The 22,729-nt window shown below is 70.4% G+C and carries 21 protein-coding genes, 3 tRNA genes and 1 pseudogene; 14 read left to right on the top strand and 11 right to left on the bottom strand.

The window, feature by feature from the left end; all coding sequences use genetic code 11:
• From recF to RWM17_RS00820, 7 genes are all read left to right on the top strand, one after another.
• A complete protein-coding gene (gene recF, locus RWM17_RS00850; RefSeq protein WP_314100656.1) occupies positions 1-1,245 on the top strand; it encodes a DNA replication/repair protein RecF in 1,245 nt (414 codons plus the stop codon).
• The gene (locus tag RWM17_RS00845) at positions 1,242-1,823 is read left to right on the top strand and encodes a DciA family protein (RefSeq protein WP_314100655.1); all 582 of its coding nucleotides are present in this window, start codon (positions 1,242-1,244) and stop codon (positions 1,821-1,823) included. Before recF ends, RWM17_RS00845 begins: the two co-directional genes overlap by 4 nt.
• 165 nt (positions 1,824-1,988) lie before the next feature.
• Positions 1,989-3,962, top strand: a complete 1,974-nt coding sequence (gyrB, locus tag RWM17_RS00840) for a DNA topoisomerase (ATP-hydrolyzing) subunit B (RefSeq protein ID WP_123547404.1) — start codon at positions 1,989-1,991, stop codon at positions 3,960-3,962.
• Between the two features lie 76 nt (positions 3,963-4,038).
• Positions 4,039-6,711, top strand: a complete 2,673-nt coding sequence (gene gyrA, locus RWM17_RS00835; RefSeq protein ID WP_194614170.1) for a DNA gyrase subunit A — start codon at positions 4,039-4,041, stop codon at positions 6,709-6,711.
• On the top strand, positions 6,704-7,111 hold the full coding sequence (locus tag RWM17_RS00830; RefSeq protein WP_123547406.1) for a DUF3566 domain-containing protein: 408 nt from the start codon (positions 6,704-6,706) through the stop codon (positions 7,109-7,111). The genes gyrA and RWM17_RS00830 overlap by 8 nt, the downstream gene beginning before the upstream one ends.
• Before the next feature lie 71 nt (positions 7,112-7,182).
• Positions 7,183-7,256: transfer RNA gene (locus RWM17_RS00825), tRNA-Ile, on the top strand.
• Positions 7,257-7,293: 37 nt separating this feature from the next.
• A tRNA-Ala gene (locus tag RWM17_RS00820) sits at positions 7,294-7,366 on the top strand.
• A 330-nt stretch (positions 7,367-7,696) separates the two neighbouring features.
• Here the strand turns inward: RWM17_RS00820 and RWM17_RS00815 are convergent.
• Positions 7,697-8,242 carry a hypothetical protein gene (locus RWM17_RS00815; RefSeq protein WP_314100654.1) on the bottom strand — a complete coding sequence of 182 codons (546 nt, stop codon included), beginning with the start codon at positions 8,240-8,242 and terminating at the stop codon, positions 7,697-7,699.
• Between the two features lie 138 nt (positions 8,243-8,380).
• Between RWM17_RS00815 and RWM17_RS00810 the strand changes: the two genes are divergently transcribed.
• Both RWM17_RS00810 and RWM17_RS00805 read left to right on the top strand, forming a co-directional pair.
• A complete protein-coding gene (locus RWM17_RS00810) occupies positions 8,381-8,920 on the top strand; it encodes a peptidylprolyl isomerase (protein WP_123547408.1) in 540 nt (179 codons plus the stop codon).
• Positions 8,921-9,766 (top strand): rhomboid family intramembrane serine protease, encoded by an 846-nt coding sequence (locus tag RWM17_RS00805; RefSeq protein ID WP_314100653.1) that lies wholly within the window; start codon positions 8,921-8,923, stop codon positions 9,764-9,766.
• Positions 9,767-9,968: 202 nt separating this feature from the next.
• Here RWM17_RS00805 and RWM17_RS00800 read toward each other — a convergent pair whose 3' ends face one another.
• Complete coding sequence (locus tag RWM17_RS00800) at positions 9,969-10,232, bottom strand: cell division protein CrgA (RefSeq protein ID WP_123547410.1); 264 nt, start codon at positions 10,230-10,232, stop codon at positions 9,969-9,971.
• Positions 10,233-10,346: 114 nt separating this feature from the next.
• Between RWM17_RS00800 and RWM17_RS00795 the strand changes: the two genes are divergently transcribed.
• Genes RWM17_RS00795 through RWM17_RS00785 form a run of 3 tightly spaced genes read left to right on the top strand, consistent with a single transcriptional unit; the run spans position 10,347 to position 11,919 of the window.
• Positions 10,347-11,120 (top strand): class E sortase, encoded by a 774-nt coding sequence (locus tag RWM17_RS00795; protein ID WP_314100652.1) that lies wholly within the window; start codon positions 10,347-10,349, stop codon positions 11,118-11,120.
• 2 nt (positions 11,121-11,122) lie between these two features.
• A complete protein-coding gene (locus RWM17_RS00790) occupies positions 11,123-11,284 on the top strand; it encodes a hypothetical protein (protein ID WP_314100651.1) in 162 nt (53 codons plus the stop codon).
• Positions 11,281-11,919: a glutamine amidotransferase-related protein gene (locus tag RWM17_RS00785; protein WP_314100650.1), complete on the top strand. Its 639-nt coding sequence runs from the start codon at positions 11,281-11,283 to the stop codon at positions 11,917-11,919. The genes RWM17_RS00790 and RWM17_RS00785 overlap by 4 nt, the downstream gene beginning before the upstream one ends.
• A gap of 55 nt (positions 11,920-11,974) precedes the next feature.
• On the opposite strand, the gene pknB is transcribed toward RWM17_RS00785, so the two are convergent.
• The 7 genes from pknB to RWM17_RS00750 form a co-directional block, all read right to left on the bottom strand.
• Positions 11,975-13,684: a Stk1 family PASTA domain-containing Ser/Thr kinase gene (pknB, locus tag RWM17_RS00780; protein WP_314100649.1), complete on the bottom strand. Its 1,710-nt coding sequence runs from the start codon at positions 13,682-13,684 to the stop codon at positions 11,975-11,977.
• Between the two features lie 192 nt (positions 13,685-13,876).
• A complete protein-coding gene (locus tag RWM17_RS00775; protein WP_314100648.1) occupies positions 13,877-15,661 on the bottom strand; it encodes a protein kinase domain-containing protein in 1,785 nt (594 codons plus the stop codon).
• Positions 15,658-17,130: a penicillin-binding transpeptidase domain-containing protein gene (locus RWM17_RS00770; RefSeq protein WP_314100647.1), complete on the bottom strand. Its 1,473-nt coding sequence runs from the start codon at positions 17,128-17,130 to the stop codon at positions 15,658-15,660. Before RWM17_RS00770 ends, RWM17_RS00775 begins: the two co-directional genes overlap by 4 nt.
• Positions 17,130-18,623: an FtsW/RodA/SpoVE family cell cycle protein gene (locus tag RWM17_RS00765; protein ID WP_314100646.1), complete on the bottom strand. Its 1,494-nt coding sequence runs from the start codon at positions 18,621-18,623 to the stop codon at positions 17,130-17,132. The genes RWM17_RS00770 and RWM17_RS00765 overlap by 1 nt, the downstream gene beginning before the upstream one ends.
• Positions 18,607-19,851, bottom strand: coding sequence for a protein phosphatase 2C domain-containing protein (locus RWM17_RS00760; RefSeq protein ID WP_314100645.1), 1,245 nt, complete (start codon positions 19,849-19,851; stop codon positions 18,607-18,609). The genes RWM17_RS00765 and RWM17_RS00760 overlap by 17 nt, the downstream gene beginning before the upstream one ends.
• A 7-nt stretch (positions 19,852-19,858) precedes the next feature.
• Positions 19,859-20,392, bottom strand: coding sequence for an FHA domain-containing protein (locus RWM17_RS00755; protein ID WP_399539835.1), 534 nt, complete (start codon positions 20,390-20,392; stop codon positions 19,859-19,861).
• Positions 20,389-21,102: a DUF3662 and FHA domain-containing protein gene (locus tag RWM17_RS00750; RefSeq protein WP_314100644.1), complete on the bottom strand. Its 714-nt coding sequence runs from the start codon at positions 21,100-21,102 to the stop codon at positions 20,389-20,391. The genes RWM17_RS00755 and RWM17_RS00750 overlap by 4 nt, the downstream gene beginning before the upstream one ends.
• Positions 21,103-21,211: 109 nt before the next feature.
• Here RWM17_RS00750 and RWM17_RS00745 point away from each other — a divergent pair.
• Positions 21,212-21,295: transfer RNA gene (locus RWM17_RS00745), tRNA-Leu, on the top strand.
• 223 nt (positions 21,296-21,518) lie between these two features.
• On the opposite strand, the gene RWM17_RS00740 is transcribed toward RWM17_RS00745, so the two are convergent.
• Positions 21,519-21,827 (bottom strand): pore-forming ESAT-6 family protein, encoded by a 309-nt coding sequence (locus RWM17_RS00740; protein WP_194614162.1) that lies wholly within the window; start codon positions 21,825-21,827, stop codon positions 21,519-21,521.
• A gap of 18 nt (positions 21,828-21,845) precedes the next feature.
• On the bottom strand, positions 21,846-22,232 hold the full coding sequence (locus tag RWM17_RS00735) for a hypothetical protein (RefSeq protein ID WP_314100643.1): 387 nt from the start codon (positions 22,230-22,232) through the stop codon (positions 21,846-21,848).
• A 212-nt stretch (positions 22,233-22,444) separates the two neighbouring features.
• Here RWM17_RS00735 and RWM17_RS00730 point away from each other — a divergent pair.
• Positions 22,445-22,729 (top strand): annotated as a pseudogene (locus RWM17_RS00730) (hypothetical protein); the annotation flags it as partial.

Here is a 22,729-nt window from a genome sequence, read left to right as displayed (position 1 = left end):
GTGCGAGTACTCCATCTGAGCCTGACCGACTTCCGGAACTACGCTTCCGCCGAAGTCGCACTCGCGCGCGGGCCCAACCTCTTCGTCGGCCGCAACGGCCAGGGCAAGACCAACCTGGTCGAGTCGCTCGGCTACCTCGCGACCCTCGGGTCGCACCGCGTCTCGTCCGACGCCGCGATGATCCGACAGGGCACCGACTCGGCGATCGTCCGCGCGCGCCTCGAGTCCGAGGGGCGCGAGCTCCTCGCCGAGGTGCAGATCAACCGCACCGGGGCCAACCGTGCCCAGGTCAACCGCAGCGCGATCAAGCCCCGCGAGCTGCCGCGCTACTTCACCAGCGTCTTGTTCGCTCCCGAGGACCTCGCGCTCGTCCGGGGCGAGCCGTCGGGCCGGCGCCGGTTCCTCGACGAGCTGCTCGTGACCCGGGCGCCCCGGTTCGCCGGGGTCCAGGCGGACTACGACCGTGTGCTCCGCCAGCGGAACACGCTCCTCAAGTCGGCCCGCGCCTCCGGCGTCAAGGCGGGTCAGCTCGGCACCCTCGACATCTGGGACGAGCGCCTCGTGGCGCTGGGCACGGAGATCGTCGTCGCACGCGAGAGGCTCGTCGCCGATCTCGCCCCCGAGGTGGCTCGTTCGTACGCCGCCGTCGCGGGCGAGGACCACGCGGCACGGCTCTCGACCGTCCTGAGCATCCGGGGCGCGACGGTCGACGACGACGCCCCGGCGCCAGAGGCGCCCACCGAGCAGGTGGCGCCGGCCGAGGTCGCCGACGTGTTCCGCGAGGCACTCGCCCGGGTCCGGCCCAGCGAGCTCGACCGGGGCCTCACCCTGGTCGGGCCGCACCGCGACGACCTCTTCCTCTCGCTCAACGGCCTGCCCGCCCGCGGCTATGCGAGCCACGGCGAGTCCTGGTCGTTCGCCCTGGCCCTGAAGCTCGCGTCGGCGGCGGTCGTCCGCGCCGAGGCGACCACGGGCGACCCCGTCATCGTGCTCGACGACGTGTTCGCCGAGCTGGACGGGTCCCGCCGCGAGCGGCTGGCCGACGCCGTCGCCGACTACGAGCAGGTGCTCATCACCGCAGCGGTCGAGGAGGACGTGCCCGACCGGCTCGCCGCGCACACCGTGCGCATCTCCGCGGGCACCATCGTCGAGGAGCCCGACACGGCAGGCGTCACGGGCACGGCCGTGACCGCGGACCCGGCAGCACCCACCGACACCGCGGGCGCGACCCCGGACCCGTCGTGAACGCCGACGACGAGGACCCGACCGCGCGCGCCGCGGAGGACGCGCCCTCCTCGACGACGGGACCGCCGCCTCCTGCGCCCCCCGAGCCGCTGCCGGACGACGAGGCGCAGCGCGTCTACCTGAGGTTCCGCCGCGTCTTCGGCGACCCGAACGGCCGCTCGCGAGACGGCCGGCGGCGGAAGGCCATCAAGCTCGGCTCGCCGAGCCAGCCCTTCGGCACGGGACGCGAGCCCCGCGGGATCGCCGACGTGCTCGCCAGCGTCACGTCCGAGCTGGGCTGGAAGTCGCCCCTGGCGCAGTCCGACCTCATGGCGGCCTGGCCCGACATGGTCGGCGACGAGCTGTCCGCGCACTCCCACCCGGTGTCCATCGACGACGGCACCCTGACCGTGCAGTGCGACTCGACGGCCTGGGCGACGCAGCTCCGCCTGATGCGCGGCACGGTGACGACGACCATCGTCCAGCGCTACCCCGACGCCGGCATCCAGTCGGTGCGTTTCCTGGCACCCAACGCCCCGTCCTGGAAACGCGGCCCCAGATCGGTCCCAGGGCGCGGCCCTCGCGATACCTACGGCTAGGGAGGGTGAATCGTCCACCCGGCTCGGGAAAATCCCTCTGAGGGCGGAATCAGCCCCGTGGGGGACAGGCCTGCGGTAGACTCACAAGGTCGTCCGCGAGCCGTCCTCAGCGAGGTCGCGGCCGGGCGACGACCCTCGTCCCAGACGCCAGGAGCCCCCGCGAACATGACACCGAACCCCGCCGACGCCCAGCCCGACGACTCCTACGGCGCCAGCGCGATCCAGGTGCTCGAGGGTCTCGAGGCGGTGCGCAAGCGACCGGGCATGTACATCGGCTCGACGGGCCCGCGCGGTCTGCACCACCTGGTCTACGAGATCGTCGACAACTCGGTCGACGAGGCCCTGGCCGGCTGGTGCGACCACATCGAGATCACCATGCGAGAAGACGGCGGCGTCCGCGTCGTCGACAACGGCCGTGGCATCCCCGTCGACGTGCACCCCGTCGAGGGCCGGTCGACCGTCGAGGTCGTCCTCACGGTGCTGCACGCCGGCGGCAAGTTCGGCGGCGGCGGCTACGCGGTCTCCGGCGGCCTGCACGGCGTCGGCAGCTCGGTCGTGAACGCGCTCTCGAGCGAGCTCGACGTCGAGGTCCGCCGACAGGGGAACGTCTACCGCCAGAGCTTCACCGACGGCGTCCCCGTCGCGCCGCTCGCCAAGGGCGAGGAGGACGACACCACCGGCACGACGATCACGTTCTGGCCCAACGCCGAGATCTTCGAGACGGTCGAGTTCGACTACGAGACGCTCCGCACCCGGTTCCAGCAGATGGCGTTCCTCAACAAGGGCCTTCGCATCGAGCTCAGCGACGAGCGCCCGCAGCCCGACGACGCCGAGCCCCGTCACGACGTCTTCCACTACGAGAAGGGCCTGGTCGACTACGTCCAGTACCTGAACGCGGTCAAGAAGGTCGAGACGGTGCACGACGACATCCTCGCCTTCGAGCAGGAGGACACCGAGAAGAAGATCTCGCTCGAGGTCGCCATGCAGTGGAACACCTCGTACCAGGAGAGCGTCCACACCTACGCCAACACGATCAACACCCACGAGGGCGGCACCCACGAAGAGGGCTTCCGGGCGGCGCTCACGACGCTCATCAACCGGTACGCGCGCGAGAAGAACCTGCTCAAGGAGAAGGACGACAACCTCACGGGCGACGACGTCCGCGAGGGCCTGACGGCCGTCATCTCGATCAAGCTCGGCGAGCCGCAGTTCGAGGGCCAGACCAAGACCAAGCTCGGCAACACCGAGGCGAAGTCGTTCGTGCAGAAGGTCACCTTCGACCAGATCACCGACTGGTTCGACCGCAACCCCAAGCAGGCCGCCGAGATCGTCCGCAAGGGCATCCTGGCCGGGCAGGCGCGCATGGCGGCCCGCAAGGCGCGCGAGCAGACGCGGCGCAAGGGAGTGCTCGAGTCGAACGGCATGCCCGGCAAGCTCAAGGACTGCCAGAGCAAGGATCCCTCGCGCAGCGAGATCTTCATCGTCGAGGGCGACTCGGCCGGCGGATCGGCCGTCCAGGGCCGCAACCCCGAGACGCAGGCGATCCTGCCCCTCCGCGGCAAGATCCTCAACGTCGAGAAGGCGCGGCTCGACCGCGCGCTCGGCAACAACGAGGTCCAGGCGATGATCAAGGCGTTCGGCGCCGACATCGGCGAGGACTTCGACCCCGACAAGGCCAGGTACCACAAGATCGTGCTGATGGCCGACGCCGACGTCGACGGCCAGCACATCACGACCCTGCTGCTGACGCTGCTGTTCCGGTACATGCGCCCCCTGATCGACCTCGGCTACGTCTACCTCGCGCAGCCGCCGCTCTACAAGCTCAAGTGGAGCAACGCCGCGCACGAGTACGTGTACAGCGACGCCGAGCGCGACGCGGTCCTCGTCTCGGGCAAGGCCGCCGGCAAGCGCATCCCCAAGGAGAACGCGATCCAGCGCTACAAGGGCCTCGGCGAGATGGACTACAAGGAGCTGTGGGAGACCACCATGGACCCCGACACGCGCACCCTGCTGCAGGTGACCCTGGAGGACGCCGCGGCGGCCGACACGATCTTCGACACGCTCATGGGCGAGAACGTCGAGTCGCGACGCAACTTCATCCAGCAGAACGCGAAAGACGTCCGCTTCCTCGACATCTGACGCGTGCGCCGGCTGAGCCGGAGCACGCCCGCGCCCCGCGGAGGACACCGGGGCAGACCACGACAGACGGAGAATCATGGCCGACGAGCCGAACGACACCCCCGAGGGCACCGACGCCGAGGGCACCACCGCGTTCCCCGCGGCGATCAAGCGCGACAGCATCGAGCAGGTCGACCTGCAGCTCGAGATGCAGCGCTCGTACCTCGACTACGCGATGAGCGTCATCGTCGGCCGTGCGCTGCCCGAGGTGCGCGACGGCCTCAAGCCCGTCCACCGTCGCGTGATCTACGCGATGTACGACGGCGGCTACCGCCCCGACCGCGCGTTCTCGAAGTGCTCGCGCGTCGTCGGCGACGTGATGGGCCAGTTCCACCCCCACGGCGACACGGCCATCTACGACGCGCTCGTCCGGCTCGTCCAGCCGTGGAGCCTCCGCTACCCGCTCGCGCTCGGCCAGGGCAACTTCGGCTCACCCGGCAACGACGGCGCCGCCGCCCCCCGGTACACCGAGACGAAGATGGCGCCGCTCGCCCTCGAGATGGTCCGCGACATCGACGAGGACACCGTCGACTTCCAGGACAACTACGACGGCCGCACCCAGGAGCCGGCCATCCTGCCGGCACGCTTCCCGAACCTCCTCGTCAACGGCTCGGTCGGCATCGCCGTCGGCATGGCGACGAACATCCCGCCGCACAACCTCCGCGAGGTCGCCGAGGGCGCGCAGTGGTCGCTCGCCCACCCCGAGGCCTCCCGCGAAGAACTGCTCGAGGCGCTGATGGAGCGCATCAAGGGGCCGGACTTCCCCACCGGCGCGCAGATCCTGGGCGTCCGCGGCATCCAGGACGCCTACCGCACTGGTCGCGGCTCGATCACGATGCGTGCCGTCGTCAACGTCGAGGAGATCCAGGGCCGCACCTGCCTCGTCGTCACCGAGCTCCCCTACCAGGTCAACCCCGACAACCTCGCGATCAAGATCGCCGAGCTCGTCAAGGACGGCCGCATCGGCGGCATCGCCGACATCCGCGACGAGACCTCGGGCCGGACCGGCCAGCGCCTCGTCATCGTCCTGAAGCGCGACGCCGTCGCGAAGGTCGTCCTCAACAACCTGTACAAGCACACCTCCCTCCAGGAGAACTTCGGCGCCAACATGCTGGCCATCGTCGACGGCGTGCCGCGCACCCTCGCGCTCGACGGCTTCATCTCGGCCTGGGTGGCGCACCAGATCGACGTCATCGTCCGGCGCACCCAGTTCCGCCTGCGCAAGGCCGAGGCGGACGCGCACATCCTCCGCGGCTACCTCAAGGCGCTCGACGCGCTCGACGAGGTCATCGCCCTCATCCGCCGCTCGCCCACGGTCGAGGAGGCGCGCGCCGGCCTGATGGACCTGCTCGACGTCGACGAGGTCCAGGCCTCCGCGATCCTCAACCTCCAGCTGCGCCGCCTGGCCGCCCTCGAGCGCCAGAAGATCCAGGACGACGCGGACAAGCTCGAGCGCGAGATCGCCGACTACAAGGACATCCTCGCCAAGCCCGAGCGCCAGCGCACGATCGTCAGCGACGAGCTGCGCGAGATCACGGACAAGTTCGGCGACGACCGGCGCACCGAGATCATGCTCGGCTTCGACGGCGACATGAGCGTCGAGGACCTGATCCCGGAAGAGGAGATGGTCGTCACCATCACCCGCGGAGGCTACGTGAAGCGCACCCGCAGCGACAACTACCGCAGCCAGCACCGCGGCGGCAAGGGCGTCCGCGGCGCGCAGCTGCGGGCCGACGACGTCGTCGACCACTTCTTCGTCACGACGACGCACCACTGGCTGCTCTTCCTCACCGACAAGGGACGCGTCTACCGGGCCAAGACCTACGAGCTGCAGGAGGCGGGACGCGACGCCAAGGGACAGCACGTCGCGAACCTCCTCGCCATGCAGCCGGACGAGTCGATCTCGCAGGTGCTCGACATCCGCGACTACGAGGTCGCCCAGTACCTCGTGCTCGCGACCCGCGACGGCCTGATCAAGAAGACGGCCCTGACCGAGTACGACACGAACCGCACCGGCGGCATCATCGCCATCAACCTCCGCGACGACGACGAGCTCGTCTCGGCGCTGCTCGTCGACGAGAGCGACGACCTGCTGCTCGTCTCGCGCCACGGCATGTCGCTGCGCTTCACGGCCACCAACGACTCGCTGCGCCCGATGGGCCGCTCCACGTCCGGCGTGAAGGGCATGACCTTCCGCGAGGGCGACACGCTGCTGTCCGCCTCCGTGGCCGACGACACGGGCTACGTCTTCGTCGTCACCGAGGGCGGCTACGCCAAGCGCACCGGTGCCGACCAGTACCGCGTGCAGAACCGCGGCGGACTCGGCATCAAGGTCGCCAAGCTCGCCGAGGCCCGGGGCGACCTGGCCGGCGCCCTGATCGTCGGCGACGACGACGAGGTGCTCGTCGTGCTCTCGAGCGGCAAGGTGGTACGTTCTGCCGTGGCCGAGGTACCGGCGAAGGGACGTGACACCATGGGTGTCGTCTTCGCGCGGTTCGCCGCCGACGACCGCATCATCGCACTGGCGCGCAACACCGAGCGCAACCTCGTGGCACCGTCCGACGAGGCCGTCATCGACGCCGTCGGCGACAACGACGCCGTGCCCGCAGTCAGCCCCGGAGACGTGATCGACGCCGTCGAGCCCGTCACGGAGGCGCCCGCGGACACGGCCGACGACAGCAGCACCGGAGAGGAACCGACCAATGAGTAGCGTCGCCGAGAAGCTTCAGCGCAAGACCGCGCGCCCGTCCGGCACCAAGCAGGTGCGCCTGAAGCTCGTCTACATCGACTTCTGGTCCGTCGTGAAGCTGTCGTTCCTGATCGCCGTGGCGCTCGGGATCGTCACCGTCGTGGCGACGTTCCTGATCTGGCTGATCCTCAACCAGACGGGCATCTTCAACGACCTCGACCAGGTGCTGCGCGACATCCTGGGCGACCAGAACTTCACCATCCAGGACAGCTTCAACGTCGGGCAGGTCATGCTGTTCTCGATCGTCGTGGCCGTGCTGAACGTCGTGGTCGGCACCGTGCTCGGCGCCGTCGTCGCCGTGCTCTACAACCTCAGCGTCCGGGTCACCGGCGGCCTGCTGGTCGGCTTCACGAACAACTGATCCGGGTCGGATCGGCCCCCGCGGCCGATTCGTCATCTCCGTCGTGGTGCTGTAGGCTTTACGACGGTCCGGGGGCTATAGCTCAGGCGGTTAGAGCGCTTCGCTGATAACGAAGAGGTCACAGGTTCAAGTCCTGTTAGCCCCACTCCCGAAGGTCCTCCGACGGGTTCACCCGGTACCTCGGGGCCTTAGCTCAGTTGGTAGAGCGCCTGCTTTGCAAGCAGGATGTCAGGAGTTCGATTCTCCTAGGCTCCACGAAAAATAGGCCTTTCCCTGCTCGCCCACGTCGTGGGTTCGCGGGGATTTTTCGTTCGTGCTCGTTCGGCTGCGCCGCCGCTCCTGCGGCGCAGCGCGTCGGCTCCGCCGACCCAGATGGCACAGCCGCCTGCGGAGCGGGCGACGTCGCTTCGCTCGTCGCGGGGGGGGGCAACGTCGCTTCGCTCGTTGCCGCGGGGCATGGGGCGACTTCGCTTCGCTCGTCACCGCCGTGACGTCGCTTCGCTCGTCGCGGAGGCGCGGGGGTGCACGGAGGGCCCGACTCCGGGGAGGAGGCGGGCCCTTCGGGGTGGTGCGGGGGCTGAGCGACTAGGCCTTCGTGTCGGCGTCGTCGTCGGCGACCCAGAGCTCGTCGTCGGCACGGAGCGTCTGCACCGCGGCGAAGACGAGGCCGCCGAGCGCCACGACGCCGAGGCCGATCAGCAGCACGCCGCCGACTCCGGGGCCCGACTTCTTCTTGGCGGGCGCGTACTTCTCGGCCTGCGAGGCGAACTTGCCGCCCTGCTTCTTGGCCTTCTTGACGGCCTTCTTGACCTTGGGGTCGTTGACGAGGTCGAGACCGCCGAAGTAGGAGGAGAGGGCCGGGTAGACGTCGTGCTTCAGACGGTCCTGGGCGACGGTCGCGGCGTGGCTGCCGGCCGAGAGGCCCTGCGAGACGGCCGGACGGACGTTCTGGTCGACGGCGTGCTTGATGCGCGGCGTCACGTTCTTGTTGGCGTACCGGACTCCGTGGTCACGGGCGTCGCCGATCACCTTGCCTGCGTGGCTCACGACCTCGCGCTGCTCGGACCACACGTCGAACGCGTGCTTCTTGAACTTCTTCAGTTCTTTCTTCTGCTTGCGTGACAGGGCCACAGTGTTCCTCCAACGACTAGTGCGCAACGGCTCGGTTCGATGCTGGCCTCCCAGTCTGGCACGAGGCTTCCTGGCAGGTAACACCGCGCTCGCTGGGCACCCGCTGATGTGCGGAGGGCCCTGTGGGAGAATGGCGTCATGTCTACGCACACCGCTGTCGCCACCATCAAGACCAACCACGGCACCATCACCGTGAACCTCTTCGGCGACCACGCACCCAAGACCGTCGCCAACTTCACCGGCCTCGCCACCGGCACCATCGAGTGGACCCACCCCTCCACGGGCAAGGTCAGCACCGACCGGCTCTACGACGGCGTCGTCTTCCACCGCATCATCAAGGACTTCATGCTCCAGGGCGGCGACCCGCTCGGCCAGGGCATCGGCGGCCCCGGCTACCAGTTCGACGACGAGATCCACCCCGAGCTCAACTTCGGCGAGCCCTACGTCCTCGCCATGGCGAACGCCGGCAAGCAGGGCGGTCGCGGCACCAACGGCTCGCAGTTCTTCATCACCACCGTGGCCACGCCGTGGCTGCAGGGCAAGCACACCATCTTCGGCGTCGTCGCCGACGACGAGTCCAAGAAGGTCGTCGACGCCATCGAGGCCGTCCCCACCGACGCCCGCGACAAGCCCCTCGAGGACGTCGTGATCGAGAGCGTCACCATCGACGAGGTCTAGGTGACACAGGTCCCCGCCGACGCCGCGAACTACTGCTACCGGCACCCCGACCGGCAGAGCTTCGTGCTCTGCCAGCGGTGCGGCCGCACCATCTGCGGCCAGTGCCAGACCCCGGCCGCGGTGGGCGTGCACTGCCCGGAGTGCGTGCGCGAGGCCCAGGCCTCCGCTCCGCGTGTCCAGCCTCGTGTCATGGGCAGCATCCGCAGCGCCTCGCGCGGCGGGGCCCCGGTCGTCACGTACGGCCTCATCGGCGTCAGCCTCGTCGTCTACCTCGCGCAGGTGCTCACGGGCGGCGTGGTCAGCTCGGCGTTCTCGTACTACGCGCCGATCGCTCTGGTCGAGCCATGGCGCATCGTCACGTCGATGTTCACCCACGGCAGCGTCCTGCACATCCTCTTCAACATGTACGCGCTGTACATCTTCGGAGCGCAGCTCGAGCGGACGTTGGGCAGGGCGCGCTACGCGGCGCTCTACTTCATCAGCGGGCTGGGCGGCGCGGCCGCGGTGACGCTCCTGTCGCCGACCACTCCGGTGGTGGGTGCGTCCGGGGCGATCTTCGGCCTCATGGCGGGCTTCTTCGTGATCGCGCGCAGCCTGGGCGGCTCGAACGGCGTCCAGCTGCTCGTCCTGCTGGGCATCAACCTCGCCATCGGCTTCGTCTCCCCGAACATCTCGTGGCAGGCGCACGTCGGCGGGCTCGTCGTGGGCGCCCTCGTGTCGTTCCTCTACACGAAGACACGCCACCGCTCGAGGGCCGGCCTGCAGACGGCGGGGCTCGTCGCCGTCGGGGCGGTCTGCCTGCTGATCGTCCTCGGGCGCTCGGCGATGTACCTCGGCTACCTCTGACCCGGCCCCCGGGCACCTCCGACGCGAGGTGAGCAGAACGAAGGAGGCGGCACCCACCTGGGTGCCGCCTCCTTCGTCGTCGGGCCGGTCCGATCTCAGCGAGTGGCGTTCTCCACCGACTTATCCACAAGACTGTCCACAGTGGGGATAGTTACAGCGGTGTAAGTGCGAACGCCTGTTCGAGAGACGGGGCCCCGAGCGCCTAGCGCCAGCGGGTCGTCATGAGGAACCCGATGAACATGATCCCGAAGCCGATCAGGATGTTCCACGAGCCGAGCGAGCCGATGGGCAGGGCGCTCTGGCTCACGTAGAAGACGACGATCCAGGCGAGGCCGATCAGCATGAAGCCGAACATGACCGGCTTGAACCACACCGGGTTCGGGGCGTCGGCCGCGGGGCGCGCCTCGGCGGAGCGGTCCGCGCGGGCGCGGGCGGGCTTCGAGGTGGGGTTCTTGTCTGCAGCCATGGCGCACATCCTAGCGTGGCGGCCCTGACGGGCTCCTCGGCCGGGCGGCACCTCGTCCACAGGGTCCGGCCCGCGGCCCCCGAGGCCCCAGGCGCCGCGGTTAGGATCGACCCCATGACCGTCGACGCGCGCCTCGCCTCCGTCGACGGCCGTCGTCCCCGGCGACGACGCCGACCGGTGTCGTTCGTCGGCGTGCTCGGCGAGCTCCTCATCACGGCAGGCGTCCTGGTGCTGCTCTTCATCGCGTGGCAGCAGTGGTTCAACGACCTGGTCGTGGCGGGCGAGCACCGGGACCAGGCCTCGCAGCTCTCTCAGCAGCTCGAGCGCCAGGCGCAGGAGGCGCCTCCCGCCGCTGCAGACGCGGCCGGCGACCCCCCGGTCACCGCCGCCCCCGCCGAGGCCGAGCAGTTCGCGAACCTGTACGTGCCGCGCTTCGGCGCCGACTACGCCGTGCCGATCGCGGGCGGCACGAGCACGGTCCGCACCCTGAACAAGATCGGCATCGGGCACTACGACGACACGCAGATGCCCGGCGAGGTCGGCAACTTCGGGATCGCCGCGCACCGGACGACCTACGGCGCCCCGTTCAACGCGGTCGCCGACCTGCGACCGGGCGACGAGCTCTACGTCCAGACGGCCGACGGCTGGTACACCTACGCCTTCCGCAACCTCCAGTACGTGCCGGCGACCCAGGTCTCGGTGCTGCAGCCCGTGCCCGACTCGCCCGACGTGTCCGCCGCCTCCGGGGAGCGCCTCATCACCCTCACCAGCTGCAACCCCATGTTCACCGCCCAGGAGCGCATCGTCGCCTACGGCGTCTTCGACTCGTGGCAGCCTCTCTCGGACGGCCCGCCCGCCGCCCTGGCCGCGGCCGGGATCGGGGGCTGACCGTGTACGGCGCCCTCTGGCGCGTGCTGCCGGGCCCCTGGTGGCTGCGGCTCCTGCTGCTGCTCGTGCTCCTCGCCGCCGTCCTGTTCGCCCTGGTCGAGTGGGTCTTCCCGCTCGTGAACGAGCTGATCCCGGCCCCCGATGTCACCGTGGAGGAACAATGACGCGCATCCTGGTCGTCGACAACTACGACAGCTTCGTCTACACGCTGAACGGCTACCTGCAGCAGCTCGGGGCCGAGACCGACGTCGTGCGCAACGACGCCTTCGGCCGTGACGAGATCGCCGGTCGCATCTCCGAGTACGACGCCGTCCTGCTCTCGCCCGGCCCCGGCACCCCGGCGGCGGCGGGCGTCTCGGTCGACGTCGTGCACGCCGCCCTCGCCGTCGACAAGCCGCTGCTCGGCGTCTGCCTCGGCCACCAGGCCATCGCCGAGGCCCTCGGCGCCACCGTCACGCACGCCGAAGAGCTGATGCACGGCAAGACGTCGCGCGTCGAGCACGACGACAGCGCCTTCTACGCCGACGTGCCGCAGCCCTTCACGGCCACCCGGTACCACTCGCTGGCCGTCGTCGACGAGACGGTGCCGGGCGACCTCGAGGTCACGTCCCGCACCTCCGGCGGGGTGATCATGGGCCTGCAGCACCGTTCCGCGCCGCTCTACGGCGTGCAGTTCCACCCCGAGTCGGTCCTGACCCAGGGCGGCTACCAGATGATCGGCAACTGGCTCGGCGTCGCCGGCCTGCCGGAGGCGGCGGTCACCGCGCGCTCGCTGAGCCCGCTGGTCGACCTGAGCTGACGTCGGCCCCCCGCCGCGTCGGCGGTGGGGGGCCGTGGCCTTCAGCAGGCGCGGGTCAGCCTGCGCTGCACACCCCGAGCGTGATCTCCGAGCCCTGCGGCTGGTCGCCCGGCGGGAGGGACTGGTTGGACACGCTGCCGCCGGAGCAGCCGGGGTCGACGTACGACTTCACCGTCAGGCCGAGCTGGTCGCCGAGGACCGAGACGGCCTGCTCGAACGACTGACGGGTCACGTCGGGGACGCTCACCTTGCCGTTGCTGACGACGAGGTCGACAGTGGTGCCGACGTCCACCTGGGTGCCGGCGGCCGGCGTCGACTCGAGGACCCCGTTCTCGGGGACGTCGGGCGAGTAGTCGGAGACCTGCTGCCCCTGGACGAGCCCCGCCGCGGTGATCGCGGCCCACGCCGCGTCGAGCTGCTGGCCGTCGACGGAGGGCATCGCGACCTGGACGGGCCCCGAGGACACCGTGACGGCCACGGCGGAGTTCTTCAGCACGGCCGTGCCGGCCTCCGGGTCGGTCGAGATGACGAGGCCCTCGTCGACGGTGTCGCTCGGGGCGTCGGTGCGCGTCACCGTGAGGTCGAGGTCGCCCAGCTGGGCGGCGACGTCGTCGTAGGTGCTGCCCGCGACGACGGGGATGGTCGAGGTCTGGGCGTTGTCGATCTGGGGCGGCTGGAGGTTCACCACCCAGAACACCACGGCGACGATCACGATGCCGACGAGCACGATGCCCGCCCAGATCCAGGCGACCGGGGGTCGTGTCTGCGTGCGCTGGGGCCGGTCGTTGTCGTCGGAGGAGAGTTCCTTCAGCGCGGCCTCGCTGCCGACCCGGCTGTGCGGGTCGACGCCGAAGAGCGTCGAGCCGGCCTCGGGCGCGGCCCGGCGTCGTTCGGGCGCGCGCCCCTCGCCGGCGGCGTGGACGTCGTCCCGGAAGTCGGCGGCCGTCTGGAAGCGCTCGAAGCGGTCCTTCGCGAGGGCACGGAGCACCACGGCGTCCAGGGCCGGCGAGACCGCGGGCGCGACCGTGCTCGGGGGCACGGGTGCTTCGCTGACGTGCTGGTAGGCGACCGCGACGGGGGAGTCGCCCCGGAACGGCGCGCGGCCGGTGAGCAGCTCGAAGAGCAGGACGCCGGTCGAGTAGAGGTCGGAGCGGGCGTCGACCGTCTCGCCCCGTGCCTGCTCGGGGCTGAAGTACTGGGCAGTGCCCAGGATGGTCGTCGTCTGCGCGACCGTGGCGGACGAGTCGGAGATGGCTCGGGCGATGCCGAAGTCCATGACCTTGACCTGGCCGGAGTGCGTGATCATGACGTTGCCGGGCTTGATGTCGCGGTGCACGACGCCCGCCCGGTGCGAGTACTCGAGGGCGGTGAGGATGCCCTCGGTGATGCGCACGGCCTCGGTCGGGTCCATCGGGCCCTCGCGGACGACGTCCTTGAGGAGCCGCCCCTCGACGTACTCCATGACGATGAAGGGGACCTGCACCTCGTGGCCGCTGCGGTCACGGGTCGACTCCTCGCCGGCGTCGAAGACGCGGACGATGGTGGGGTGTGCCATGCGGGCCGCGGCCTGCGCCTCCTGGCGGAAGCGGGTGCGGAACGCGGGGTCGGTGGCGAGCGACGGCTTCATCAACTTGATCGCCACACGGCGGCCGAGCCGCGCGTCGGTCCCGACGTGGACGTCGGCCATCCCGCCCCGGCCGATCAGCTCGCCGATCTGGTACCGGTTGGCGAGGAGGTGGATGCCCTCTCTCACGCCTTCAGCCACGCGCCAGTCTCCCCTCTGGGACCCCGCTGCCTGCGCGACCCTTCCGAACCGGACCCAGTGTATCCGGGCCTCGACCCCCGGACGGGGCCGCCGCCTACGCCAGAGGGATGATTGTCAGCGCTTCGTGACACCTCTGGACGACCGAGGCCACGATCGTCGCTGACGATCGTGGCCTCGGTCGGCGCGGAAGGCCTAACCGTCGTTGCCGTCGCCCGGGCTCGGGCTCGGGGTCATCGGCGGTGCTGTCACGGCGACCGTCACGCCGGCCGACGGAGCGGAGCTCAGCTGACCGCAGACGGCGACGTACTGGACGGTCATGTTGCCGGGCGTCGCCGACTTGACCGAGACGCTCGTCACGTTGGTGCCGAGCTGCCCGCTCGTCTGGCCCGCCGAGTCCGTGCCGCCCGTGATCGAGTACGTGTAGCCGGTCAGCGTGTACCCCACGGGGCAGTTGCCGTAGGCCTGCCACGAGATGGTGACCTGTTCCTGGCCGTTGCCGCTCACCTGCGGGGCGGAGGCGGTCGGTGCGGTCGGCTGCGGGGGTGTCGGGGCCGCACGGTAGATGTACATCGTCACGGAGGCGCCGATGGGCACGTTGCCGCTGCGGTCGAGACCCGCGACGGTCCCGACCGCGGCCTGGTCGGGAGCCGGGGTCGTCGCGTCGACGGACGTGACGTCGAGCCCGAGGTCGCCGAGGCGGCCGCGCGCGTCGTCCTCGGCGAGGCCGACGTAGACGCTCTCGTCGACGGCGACCGTCGTCGGGCTCGGCTCGGGCTCGGGCGTCGTGGTCGACGGCGACGGCGCGGGGGCCGACGACGAGGGGGTGGTCGGTGCCGGTGTCGGGTCGCCCGAGGTGACCGCGAACGCGATCAGGGCGCCGACGCCGGCGAGGACGATGACTCCCAGCACGATGAGGGGCCAGAACCACGGGCTGCGCGGCTTCTTCTCGTCGTCCAGCTCGTCGCCCTCGCCGCGCTGGGCCTCGGGGTCGGCGGCACCGGGCGTCCAGGCAGCGGCGCCCGGCTGCTGGCGCGTGCTGCCGGTGGGGTCGTAGAGCTGGGTGGTGGCGTCCTGGGCGCTGAAGGCCTGGGTCGCGGCGTCGCCTGCCCCGGCGGCGGCCATGCCGATCATCGGGACCGCGACGGTGGCGGCGGCCACGTCGCCTCGACGCAGGGCCCGGGCCGCCTGGGCGAGCGCCGAGGCGCTGGCGGGACGGTCGGCCGGCTTCTTGGCGATGCAGGAGAGCACCAGGCGGCGCACGGGCTCGGACACCGTCGAGGGCAGGTCGGGCGGCTGCTCGTTGATCTGGGCCATCGCGATGGCGACCTGCGACTCGCCCGTGAACGGGCGTCGGCCGGCCAGCGCCTCGTACGCCACGATGCCGAGCGAGTAGATGTCGGTGCTCGGCGACGCGGGGTGCCCGCTGGCCTGCTCGGGCGACAGGTACTGCACCGTTCCCATGACCTGGCCGGTCGCGGTGAGCGGCACCTGGTCGGCGATGCGCGCGATACCGAAGTCGGTGATCTTGACGCGGCCGTCGGGCGTCACGAGCAGGTTGCCCGGCTTGATGTCGCGGTGCACGAGGCCCGCGGCGTGCGCGGCCTGCAGGGCGGACGCGGTCTGCGCGACGATGTCGAGCACCTTGTCGGTGGGCAGCACCCGGTCGCGCTCGAGCACGGTCGACATGGCCTCGCCGGGGACGAGCTCCATCACGAGGTAGGCGCTGCCCTCCTCCTCGCCGTAGTCGAAGACGTTCGCGATGCCCTCGTGGTTGACGAGGGCGGCGTGCCGCGCCTCGGCGCGGAAGCGCTCGAGGAACCCGGGATCGCCGAGGTACTCGTCCTTGAGGATCTTGATCGCGACCGTTCGGCCGATGACCAGGTCCGTGGCTTCCCAGACCTCGCCCATGCCGCCGATGGCGACGCGGGTCGACAACTGGTATCGCCCACCGAAGGTGATTCCGCCGGAAGGTCTCATTTGTTCAGCACCGCCTCTAGTACTTTCTTCGCGATTGGTGACGCGACACTGTTCCCGAACGCGGACTGTCCGAGTCCGCCGCCGTTCTCGACGACCACCGAGATGGCCACTTCTGGGTCCGCCGCCGGCGCGAAGCCGGTGAACCACAACGTGTAGGGGTCGCCTGGGCCGTTCTCGGCCGTTCCCGTCTTGCCCGCGACGTCGACACCAGCGATTCTCGCACCGCTGGCGGCGCCGTCCGCGACGTCCTGCACCATCATGTCGGTCATCGTCTGAGCCGTCGCCGTGCTGACGGGCTTCCCGTACTCGCTGGGCGAGAAGTCCTCCACGGGGCTGAGGTCGGGGTTCAGGACGCTCTCGATCAGCGTCGGGTCCATGAGCGTGCCGCCGTTGGCGATCGCGGACGAGACCATGGCCATCTGCAGCGGCGTGACCCGGTCCGAGCCCTGGCCGAACGACTGCAGCATGAGCGTGGCGTCGTCGATCGGCTCTCCGTCGCGCTCGATCGGGAAGCGGCTCGGCGTGACGGCCTGGGGGATGTCGATCGAGTCGTCGCCGAAGCCGAACGCCGCGGCCTGGTCGGCCATGGCGTCGGTGCCGAGGGCCTGCCCGAGCTGCGCCATGGGGATGTTGCACGACAGGCGGAGGGCGGTGGCGATGGTGGCCGTCTCGCCGCCTCCGCAGCTGCCGCCCTCGGCGTTGTTGATGCTGAAGGTGGATCCGGGCAGCTGCAGGGTCGCCGGGTTCGGGAACTCGCTGTCGGGCGTGTAGTCGCCGCTCTCGAGGGCCGCGGCCACCGTGACGAGCTTGAACGTGGAGCCGGGGGCGTAGAGGTCGCCCTGGATGGCTCTGTTCTGCAGCGGGTCCGACGGGTCGGCGACGAGCGCGTCGTACGAGCTCTTGACCGACGCGGGGTCGTGCGACGCCAACGGGTTGGGGTCGTAGCTCGGCTTCGACACCATGGCGAGGATCTTGCCCGTCGCCGGGTCCATCGCGACGACCGAGCCCGAGTTGTCGCCGAGGGCGTCGTACGCCGCCTGCTGCACCACCGGGTCGAGCGTGAGGTTCACCGTGGCGCCCTCGGGGTCCTGACCCGTGAGCAACGAGTTGATCGAGTCGAAGAACTGCGAGTTCGCGTTGCCGGTCAGCTGCTGGTTCATGGCGTCCTCGACGCCGCGCGAGCCCTGGCCGAGCGTGTAGTAGCCCGCCACGGGGGCATAGAGCTCGGGCTGCGGGTAGGTCCGCTGGAACTCGTAGACGTCGTCGACGGGCACCGACTGCGCCACGGGCTGGCCGCCTACGAGGATCGGACCGCGCTGGGCCGAGTAGCTCGCGAGCAGGGACCGGTAGTTGCGCCCGTCGGCGCGCAGCGCGTCGGCCTGGATCGTCGTGATGTACGAGCTCGAGATGAAGAGCGCCACGAACATGGCGAGCACCACGAAGCTCACGCGCTTGAGTTCTTTGTTCATCAGCCGATCACCAGCCTCGGTTGGTCGCGGACGGAGTCGGACAGCCGCAGCAGGAGCGCCACGATGATCCAGTTCGCCACGAGGGAGGAGCCGCCCGCGGCCATGAAGGGGGCCGTCAGCCCGGTCAGGGGGATCACCCGCGTGACGCCGCCCATGACGACGAACACCTGCAGGGCGATGACGAAGGCGATGCCGACGCCGAGCATCCGCCCGAAGTCGTCCTGGCCGACGAAGCCGATGCGGAAGCCGCGGGAGACGAGCAGCAGGTAGAGCGCCAGGATGGCGAAGATCCCGGCCAGGCCGAGCTCCTCGCCGAGCGAGGCGAAGATGTAGTCGCTCTCGGCGAGGGGCGTCGTCTGCGGACGGCCCTGTCCGAGCCCGGTGCCGACGAGGCCGCCGTTCGCGAAGCCGAACAGGCCCGTCACGAGCTGGAACGAGCCGCCGTCGGCCGAGTACTCGGCAGGGTCGAACGGGTTCAGCCAGGCCCGGAAGCGCCCCTGGACGTACCCGAGGAACGTGCTGGCGACGATGGCGCCCCCGAGGAACAGCGTGAGGCCCAGCACGATCCAGCTGCCGCGGCCCGTGCCGATGTAGATCATGACCAGGAACAGGCCGAAGTACAGCAGCGAGGTGCCGAGGTCGCGCTGGAAGATCAGCACGCCCATGGCGACGACCCAGACGATGAGGATGGGCCCCAGGTCGCGGGCGCGCGGGAACCGCATGCCGAGGATCTTGGGCCCCATCAGCGACAGGTTGTCGCGGGCGGTCACCAGGTACCCCGCGAAGAAGATCGCCAACGTGATCTTCGCGATCTCGCCGGGCTGGAACGAGAACGGCCCGATGTCGATCCAGACGCGCGCGTTCAGCCCCTCACGGCCGAGGCCCGGGATCAGGGGGAGCAGGAGCAGGGCGATGGACACGAACATCGCGATGTAGCGGTACCGCGAGAGCACCCGGTAGTTGCGCACGACGATCAGCGCGACGAGCGCGATCGTCATCGCCATGACCGTCCACGCGATCTGCTTGATGCCGAAGGCGGCCCAGCCCTCGCGCCCGTAGGCGAGGTCGATGCGGTAGATCATCGAGATGCCGATGCCGTTGAGCGTCAGCGCGATCGGCAGGAGGAACGGGTCGGCCTCGCGGGCGACCACCCGGAGCACGAGGTGGAAGATCAGCCCGAGGCCGAGCACGGCGGAGCCGGCCACCAGCACGGAGGCGTCGATCGCCCCGGTCGCTCCGAGCTGCACGAGGACGATGGCCCCGGCGCCGATGCCGGCCGCGACGATCAGCAGCAGCAGCTCGAGGTTCCGCAGCTTCGCGGGCTGGCGCAGCCGCAGCGTGATCGCCTGCGTCAGGTTCTGGGCCTGCCCCGGGTCTCGAGGCGAGGTGCCGGAGGCGCGGGCGGGTCCACGGGACGCTCCCGCGCCTCCTGCGGGACGGCCGATCAGCTCGGTGGAGGCCTCGTCGGACCGCTGGTCATCGAGCGACGGCATCGGCCAGCCTCTCGACGATGGCGCGGGCGTCGCCGAGCGAGTCCGCGTTGATCGTGTCCTCGACGGTCTGCTGCGTGTAGTTCGGCAGGTCGTCCACCCGGACGTCGGTGACCTCGTGCACCTCGCTGAGCGTGATCGGGCCGAGCGTCTGCTGGACGCCCTTGTAGATCACGACCGTGCCGTTGCGCTCGCCGACGTAGTAGTGGTCCTGGGTCCACTGGTAGGCGAGGAACAGACCGGCGACGAGGGCGCCGACGGCCACGACCAGCGCCACCAGCCAGGTGACGCGGCGACGGCGACGGCGACGTCTGTCCTCGGCGATGAGCTCGGCGAGGTACTCGTCGGACTCGGGCTCGAAGTGGCTGTCCTCCGGGGTCGAGGCGACCTTGAGGGGGTGCAGCAGGATCGTCGGCAGCCGCAGCGACTTGCGACCGGCCTCGCCCTCGAACGTCAGCGGAGCCGAGGCCGAGCCGACCGTGACCGGGGGCTCGACGGACGAGTCGCCGGTGTCGTCGACGTCGACGATCACGACCGTCACGTTGTCGGGGGCGCCGTGGTCGAGGGTCTCCTTGACGAGGCGGCGCGTGGTCTGGTCGGCGTCGAGCCCGGCGGCGAGGGCCTTCTTGATGCGGTCCTCGGCGAGGTAGCTGCTCAGTCCGTCGGAGCAGATCAGCCACCGGTCGCCCGGCTGGGTGCCGATGATGGCCGTGTCGATCTCGGGGGCCGCGTCGACGTCGCCGAGGACGCGCATCAGGACGCTCCTGCGGGGGTGGACCGCCGCCTCCTCGGCCGTGATCCGGCCGCTGTCGACGAGCCGCTGGACGAACGTGTGGTCCGCGGTGATCTGGCTCAGCTCGCCGTCGCGCCACAGGTAGATGCGGGAGTCGCCGATGTGGGCGATCGTCATGCTGTCGCCGACGCGGAGCAGCGCGCTCACGGTCGTGCCCATGCCGGTGAGCTCCTGGTGCTCGAAGACCGTCTCGGCCAGCAGCTGGTTGGCCGCGATCAGCGACGACTGCAGCGCGAACTCCGCGTCGCCCGGCGACGTGTACTGCTTGTCGGTCTCGCGGATGCGGCGGATGGCGATGGCCGAGGCGACGTCGCCGCCGGCGTGGCCGCCCATGCCGTCCGCGACCACGAACAGCTGCTGACCGGCATAGCCGCTGTCCTGGTTGTTGGACCGGATCTTGCCCACGTTGGACAGGGCGGCACTCTTGGGCGTCGTCATCGGGCGGCTACCGTCGCAGCTCGAAGCTCGTCTGCCCGATCGTCACCGTGGCGCCCGTCGGCACCGGAGTGGGCACGGTGACGCGCTCGTCCGCGAGGAACGTCCCGTTCGTGCTGTCCAGGTCCTGTACGACCCACCGTCCGTTCCAGAGCATGAGCCGGGCGTGGTGCGTCGAGGTGTAGTCGTCGCGGATGACCAGGTTGCTCTCCTGCGACCGACCGATCGTGAGGGGGCCGTCGCCGAGCGGCATCTCGAGACCCGCCTTGGCGCCCTTCGTGATGACGAGGCGCGTCGCGGCGCCGTCGGACGAGGGGGCGACGGGCGGACGCTGCTGCGCGGGCGCCGGCGTGGACACGGGCCGGGGCGCAGGAGGCGCGGCGGCGGAGGAGGAGGCGCGTCCCGGCTGCTGGTCGGTCGGCATCTTGCGCGCCCGCTGGCCGAAGAGGTCGGACCGAAGGGCGAAGACGACGGCGAAGACGAAGAGCCACAGCACGGCCAGGAAGGCGAAGCGCAGCGCGAAGAGGGTCAGCTCACTGGTCACCAGGATCCCCCTCGGACGTCGGGCCCGTCGAAGGGGTCGGGCGTCGATGACTGGGGGAGCACCCGGAACACGATACGCGTACGACCGATCTCGATGACCGAGTCGGGCTGCAGGGCGGCCTTCGAGAGCGGTGCCCCGTTGAGCTTCGAGCCGTTCGTGGAGCCCAGGTCGCGGGCCTGGGCACGCTGGCCGTCCCAGAGGATCTCGACGTGCTTGCGGCTCGTGCCCGTGTCCTGCACCGTGATGTCCGCGTCGCTGCCCCGGCCGATGACGGTGCGCTGGCCGGTGAGGGCGTGGCGCGTGCCGTCCACGTCGACGAACGGTCGCCACGTGACGTCGCCCTGCACGTTGCGCGAGTCGACGGCGAGGATGCCGACGCTCAGCGCCTCGTCCTCCCGGAGCCGGACCCGGAGCGGACCGGCGAACTGGTAGCCCTGCGCCGTCGCGTGCCGCTGCGTGAGCTGCGTGAGCTCGTCGATCAGGGCAGGCCCTACGGATGCCATCGCCTCGTGGTCGACCGGGGACAGCCGGACCAGGAGCTCGTTCGGCACGAGGATGCGGTCACGGGAGACCACGGCCGCCTTCGTGTCGAGCTCGCGCCGCAGCGCGCTCGTGATCTCGAGGGGCTGCACGCTCGAACGGAACGTCTTGGCGAAGGCGCCGTTCACGGCGCGCTCCAGCCCGCGTTCGAAGTTGTCGAGCAGTCCCATGGGTCTCCAGGTTCGGGGGTCGCTGGTCGCCCGATCTTAGCCGGACGGCGTGGACGGCCCCCGCAGGTGCTCTGACGGGGCGCTCGGACATGATAATGTTCTCGAGTTCGCGCGAGTGGCGGAATTGGCAGACGCGCTGGCTTCAGGTGCCAGTGCTCGAAAGGGCGTGGGGGTTCAAGTCCCCCCTCGCGCACGAACGAAAGGCCCTCCTATCGGAGGGCCTTTTTCGTTCGTCGTGCCTTCTGTCGCGCCGCCGCCTCTGCGGCGCGACGACGAAAGGCCCTCCTACTGGAGGGCCTTCTTAGTTCGTCGTGCCCTCTGTCGCGCTGCCGCCCCTGCGGCGCGACGACGAAGGGCCCTCCGGTGGAGGGCCCTTCTCGGTCGGTCCGTGAGCGCGTCACGGGCGGCGACGTGGCTCAGATGCCGTCGACGGCTGCCTTGGCGCGCTGCATGGCGGTCTGCGCCGACTCGTCGTTCGACTGCAGGGACGTGCGGAGGGTGTTGATGATCGTGCGCACCTCGGTCGCGACGCGGTTCCAGCGCTGCTCCTTGGTGGCGTACTCCTCGCTCGAGCCGTCGGCCTGGTAGTCGGCCATCGCCGTCTTGACGTCGGCGTCGCGCTGCGTGATGAGCGCCTCGAGCCGACCGGCGACGGCGTTGAAGTTGTCCTGGGCGTTGCCCGAGGCCGCGAGGTCGTAGTCGCGGCGGTCCGTTGCGTTGGCCATCTGTCTGCTCCCCTTGCCTTATGCCTGCGTGCCGAAACGGGCCGACTCGAAGCCGGCGCCCGCCTGGGCCGACGAGGTCTCGTCGGCGATCTGCTGCTCCCCCTCGAGGAACGCGCGGTTCTGGCCCGTGATGCCGGTGAGCACCGACGACAGGGCCGCGTTGAGCTCGACGGAGATGCCGTCGACCTCGTTCTTGAAGCGGTCGAAGGCTGCTCGTCCGGCGCCGTTGAAGCGCCCCTCGAGCGGCTCGGCGGCGTCGGCCAGCTGGCGGACCAGGGCGCCGAGGTCGTCGCCGGCCCCGCTCGTCTTCTGGCTCAGCTGCGTGAGTGTCTCGCTCCCCATGGCGAACTTCATCATCGTCTCCTCGTGCGTCTCGAACTGGTGGTCGACATATGAGGAAACCACGGGGACGGCGCCTCCGCCACCCGTCCCAGGGGTACATCTCGGTCGCCGAGGAGGACGGACAGATCGGTCTGCCGCCCCCTTCGGCCGCCATCGACCCGCGCAGCTCGTGATCCGTTAGATTGGGGCGGTTCGGCGGTCGAGGGGACCTCGCCGGGCGCGCCGCCGGTCGCGGCGGGCGGCACGGCTGGTCCCGGGGACGAGAGGCGGCGCCGATGGGTGCTCTGGTGGGCGCGCGGAGCTGCGGTCGGTGCGGGGCCCCGCTCGCCACAGGCGGCTCGTGGTGCTCGTCCTGCGGCGTCCGCATCGTCCCGGCCGCACCCGGCAGCGCCATCGGCACCTACTCGGGCCTGCTCGCCGGCGTGCAGCCCGCTGCTCCCTCACGACGTCGCGGCGCCGTCGCGCTCGACTGGGGCGTGCCCCTCGCGCTGCTGGCCGTGCTCGTCCTCGGGGTCGTGACGGGCGCCTCCTCGGCTGCTCCCGGCGCCGCCCTCGTGCCC

This window comes from uncultured Frigoribacterium sp. (genome assembly GCF_963515265.1).
In the GTDB taxonomy this organism is placed as follows: domain Bacteria; phylum Actinomycetota; class Actinomycetes; order Actinomycetales; family Microbacteriaceae; genus Frigoribacterium.
Note: the sequence above shows the minus strand (reverse complement) of the source record. Positions and strands in the feature narration are given on the sequence as shown.

Excerpts from the sequence above, each read along its gene's own strand:
- gyrB (WP_123547404.1), top strand. The coding sequence starts at position 1,989 with ATGACACCGAACCCCGCCGACGCCCAGCCCGACGACTCCTACGGCGCC.
- gyrA (WP_194614170.1), top strand. The coding sequence starts at position 4,039 with ATGGCCGACGAGCCGAACGACACCCCCGAGGGCACCGACGCCGAGGGC.
- RWM17_RS00830 (WP_123547406.1), top strand. The coding sequence starts at position 6,704 with ATGAGTAGCGTCGCCGAGAAGCTTCAGCGCAAGACCGCGCGCCCGTCC.
- RWM17_RS00810 (WP_123547408.1), top strand. The coding sequence starts at position 8,381 with ATGTCTACGCACACCGCTGTCGCCACCATCAAGACCAACCACGGCACC.
- RWM17_RS00800 (WP_123547410.1), bottom strand. The coding sequence starts at position 10,232 with ATGGCTGCAGACAAGAACCCCACCTCGAAGCCCGCCCGCGCCCGCGCG.
- RWM17_RS00795 (WP_314100652.1), top strand. The coding sequence starts at position 10,347 with ATGACCGTCGACGCGCGCCTCGCCTCCGTCGACGGCCGTCGTCCCCGG.
- RWM17_RS00785 (WP_314100650.1), top strand. The coding sequence starts at position 11,281 with ATGACGCGCATCCTGGTCGTCGACAACTACGACAGCTTCGTCTACACG.
- RWM17_RS00775 (WP_314100648.1), bottom strand. The coding sequence starts at position 15,661 with ATGAGACCTTCCGGCGGAATCACCTTCGGTGGGCGATACCAGTTGTCG.
- RWM17_RS00770 (WP_314100647.1), bottom strand. The coding sequence starts at position 17,130 with ATGAACAAAGAACTCAAGCGCGTGAGCTTCGTGGTGCTCGCCATGTTC.
- RWM17_RS00765 (WP_314100646.1), bottom strand. The coding sequence starts at position 18,623 with ATGCCGTCGCTCGATGACCAGCGGTCCGACGAGGCCTCCACCGAGCTG.
- RWM17_RS00760 (WP_314100645.1), bottom strand. The coding sequence starts at position 19,851 with ATGACGACGCCCAAGAGTGCCGCCCTGTCCAACGTGGGCAAGATCCGG.
- RWM17_RS00750 (WP_314100644.1), bottom strand. The coding sequence starts at position 21,102 with ATGGGACTGCTCGACAACTTCGAACGCGGGCTGGAGCGCGCCGTGAAC.
- RWM17_RS00740 (WP_194614162.1), bottom strand. The coding sequence starts at position 21,827 with ATGGCCAACGCAACGGACCGCCGCGACTACGACCTCGCGGCCTCGGGC.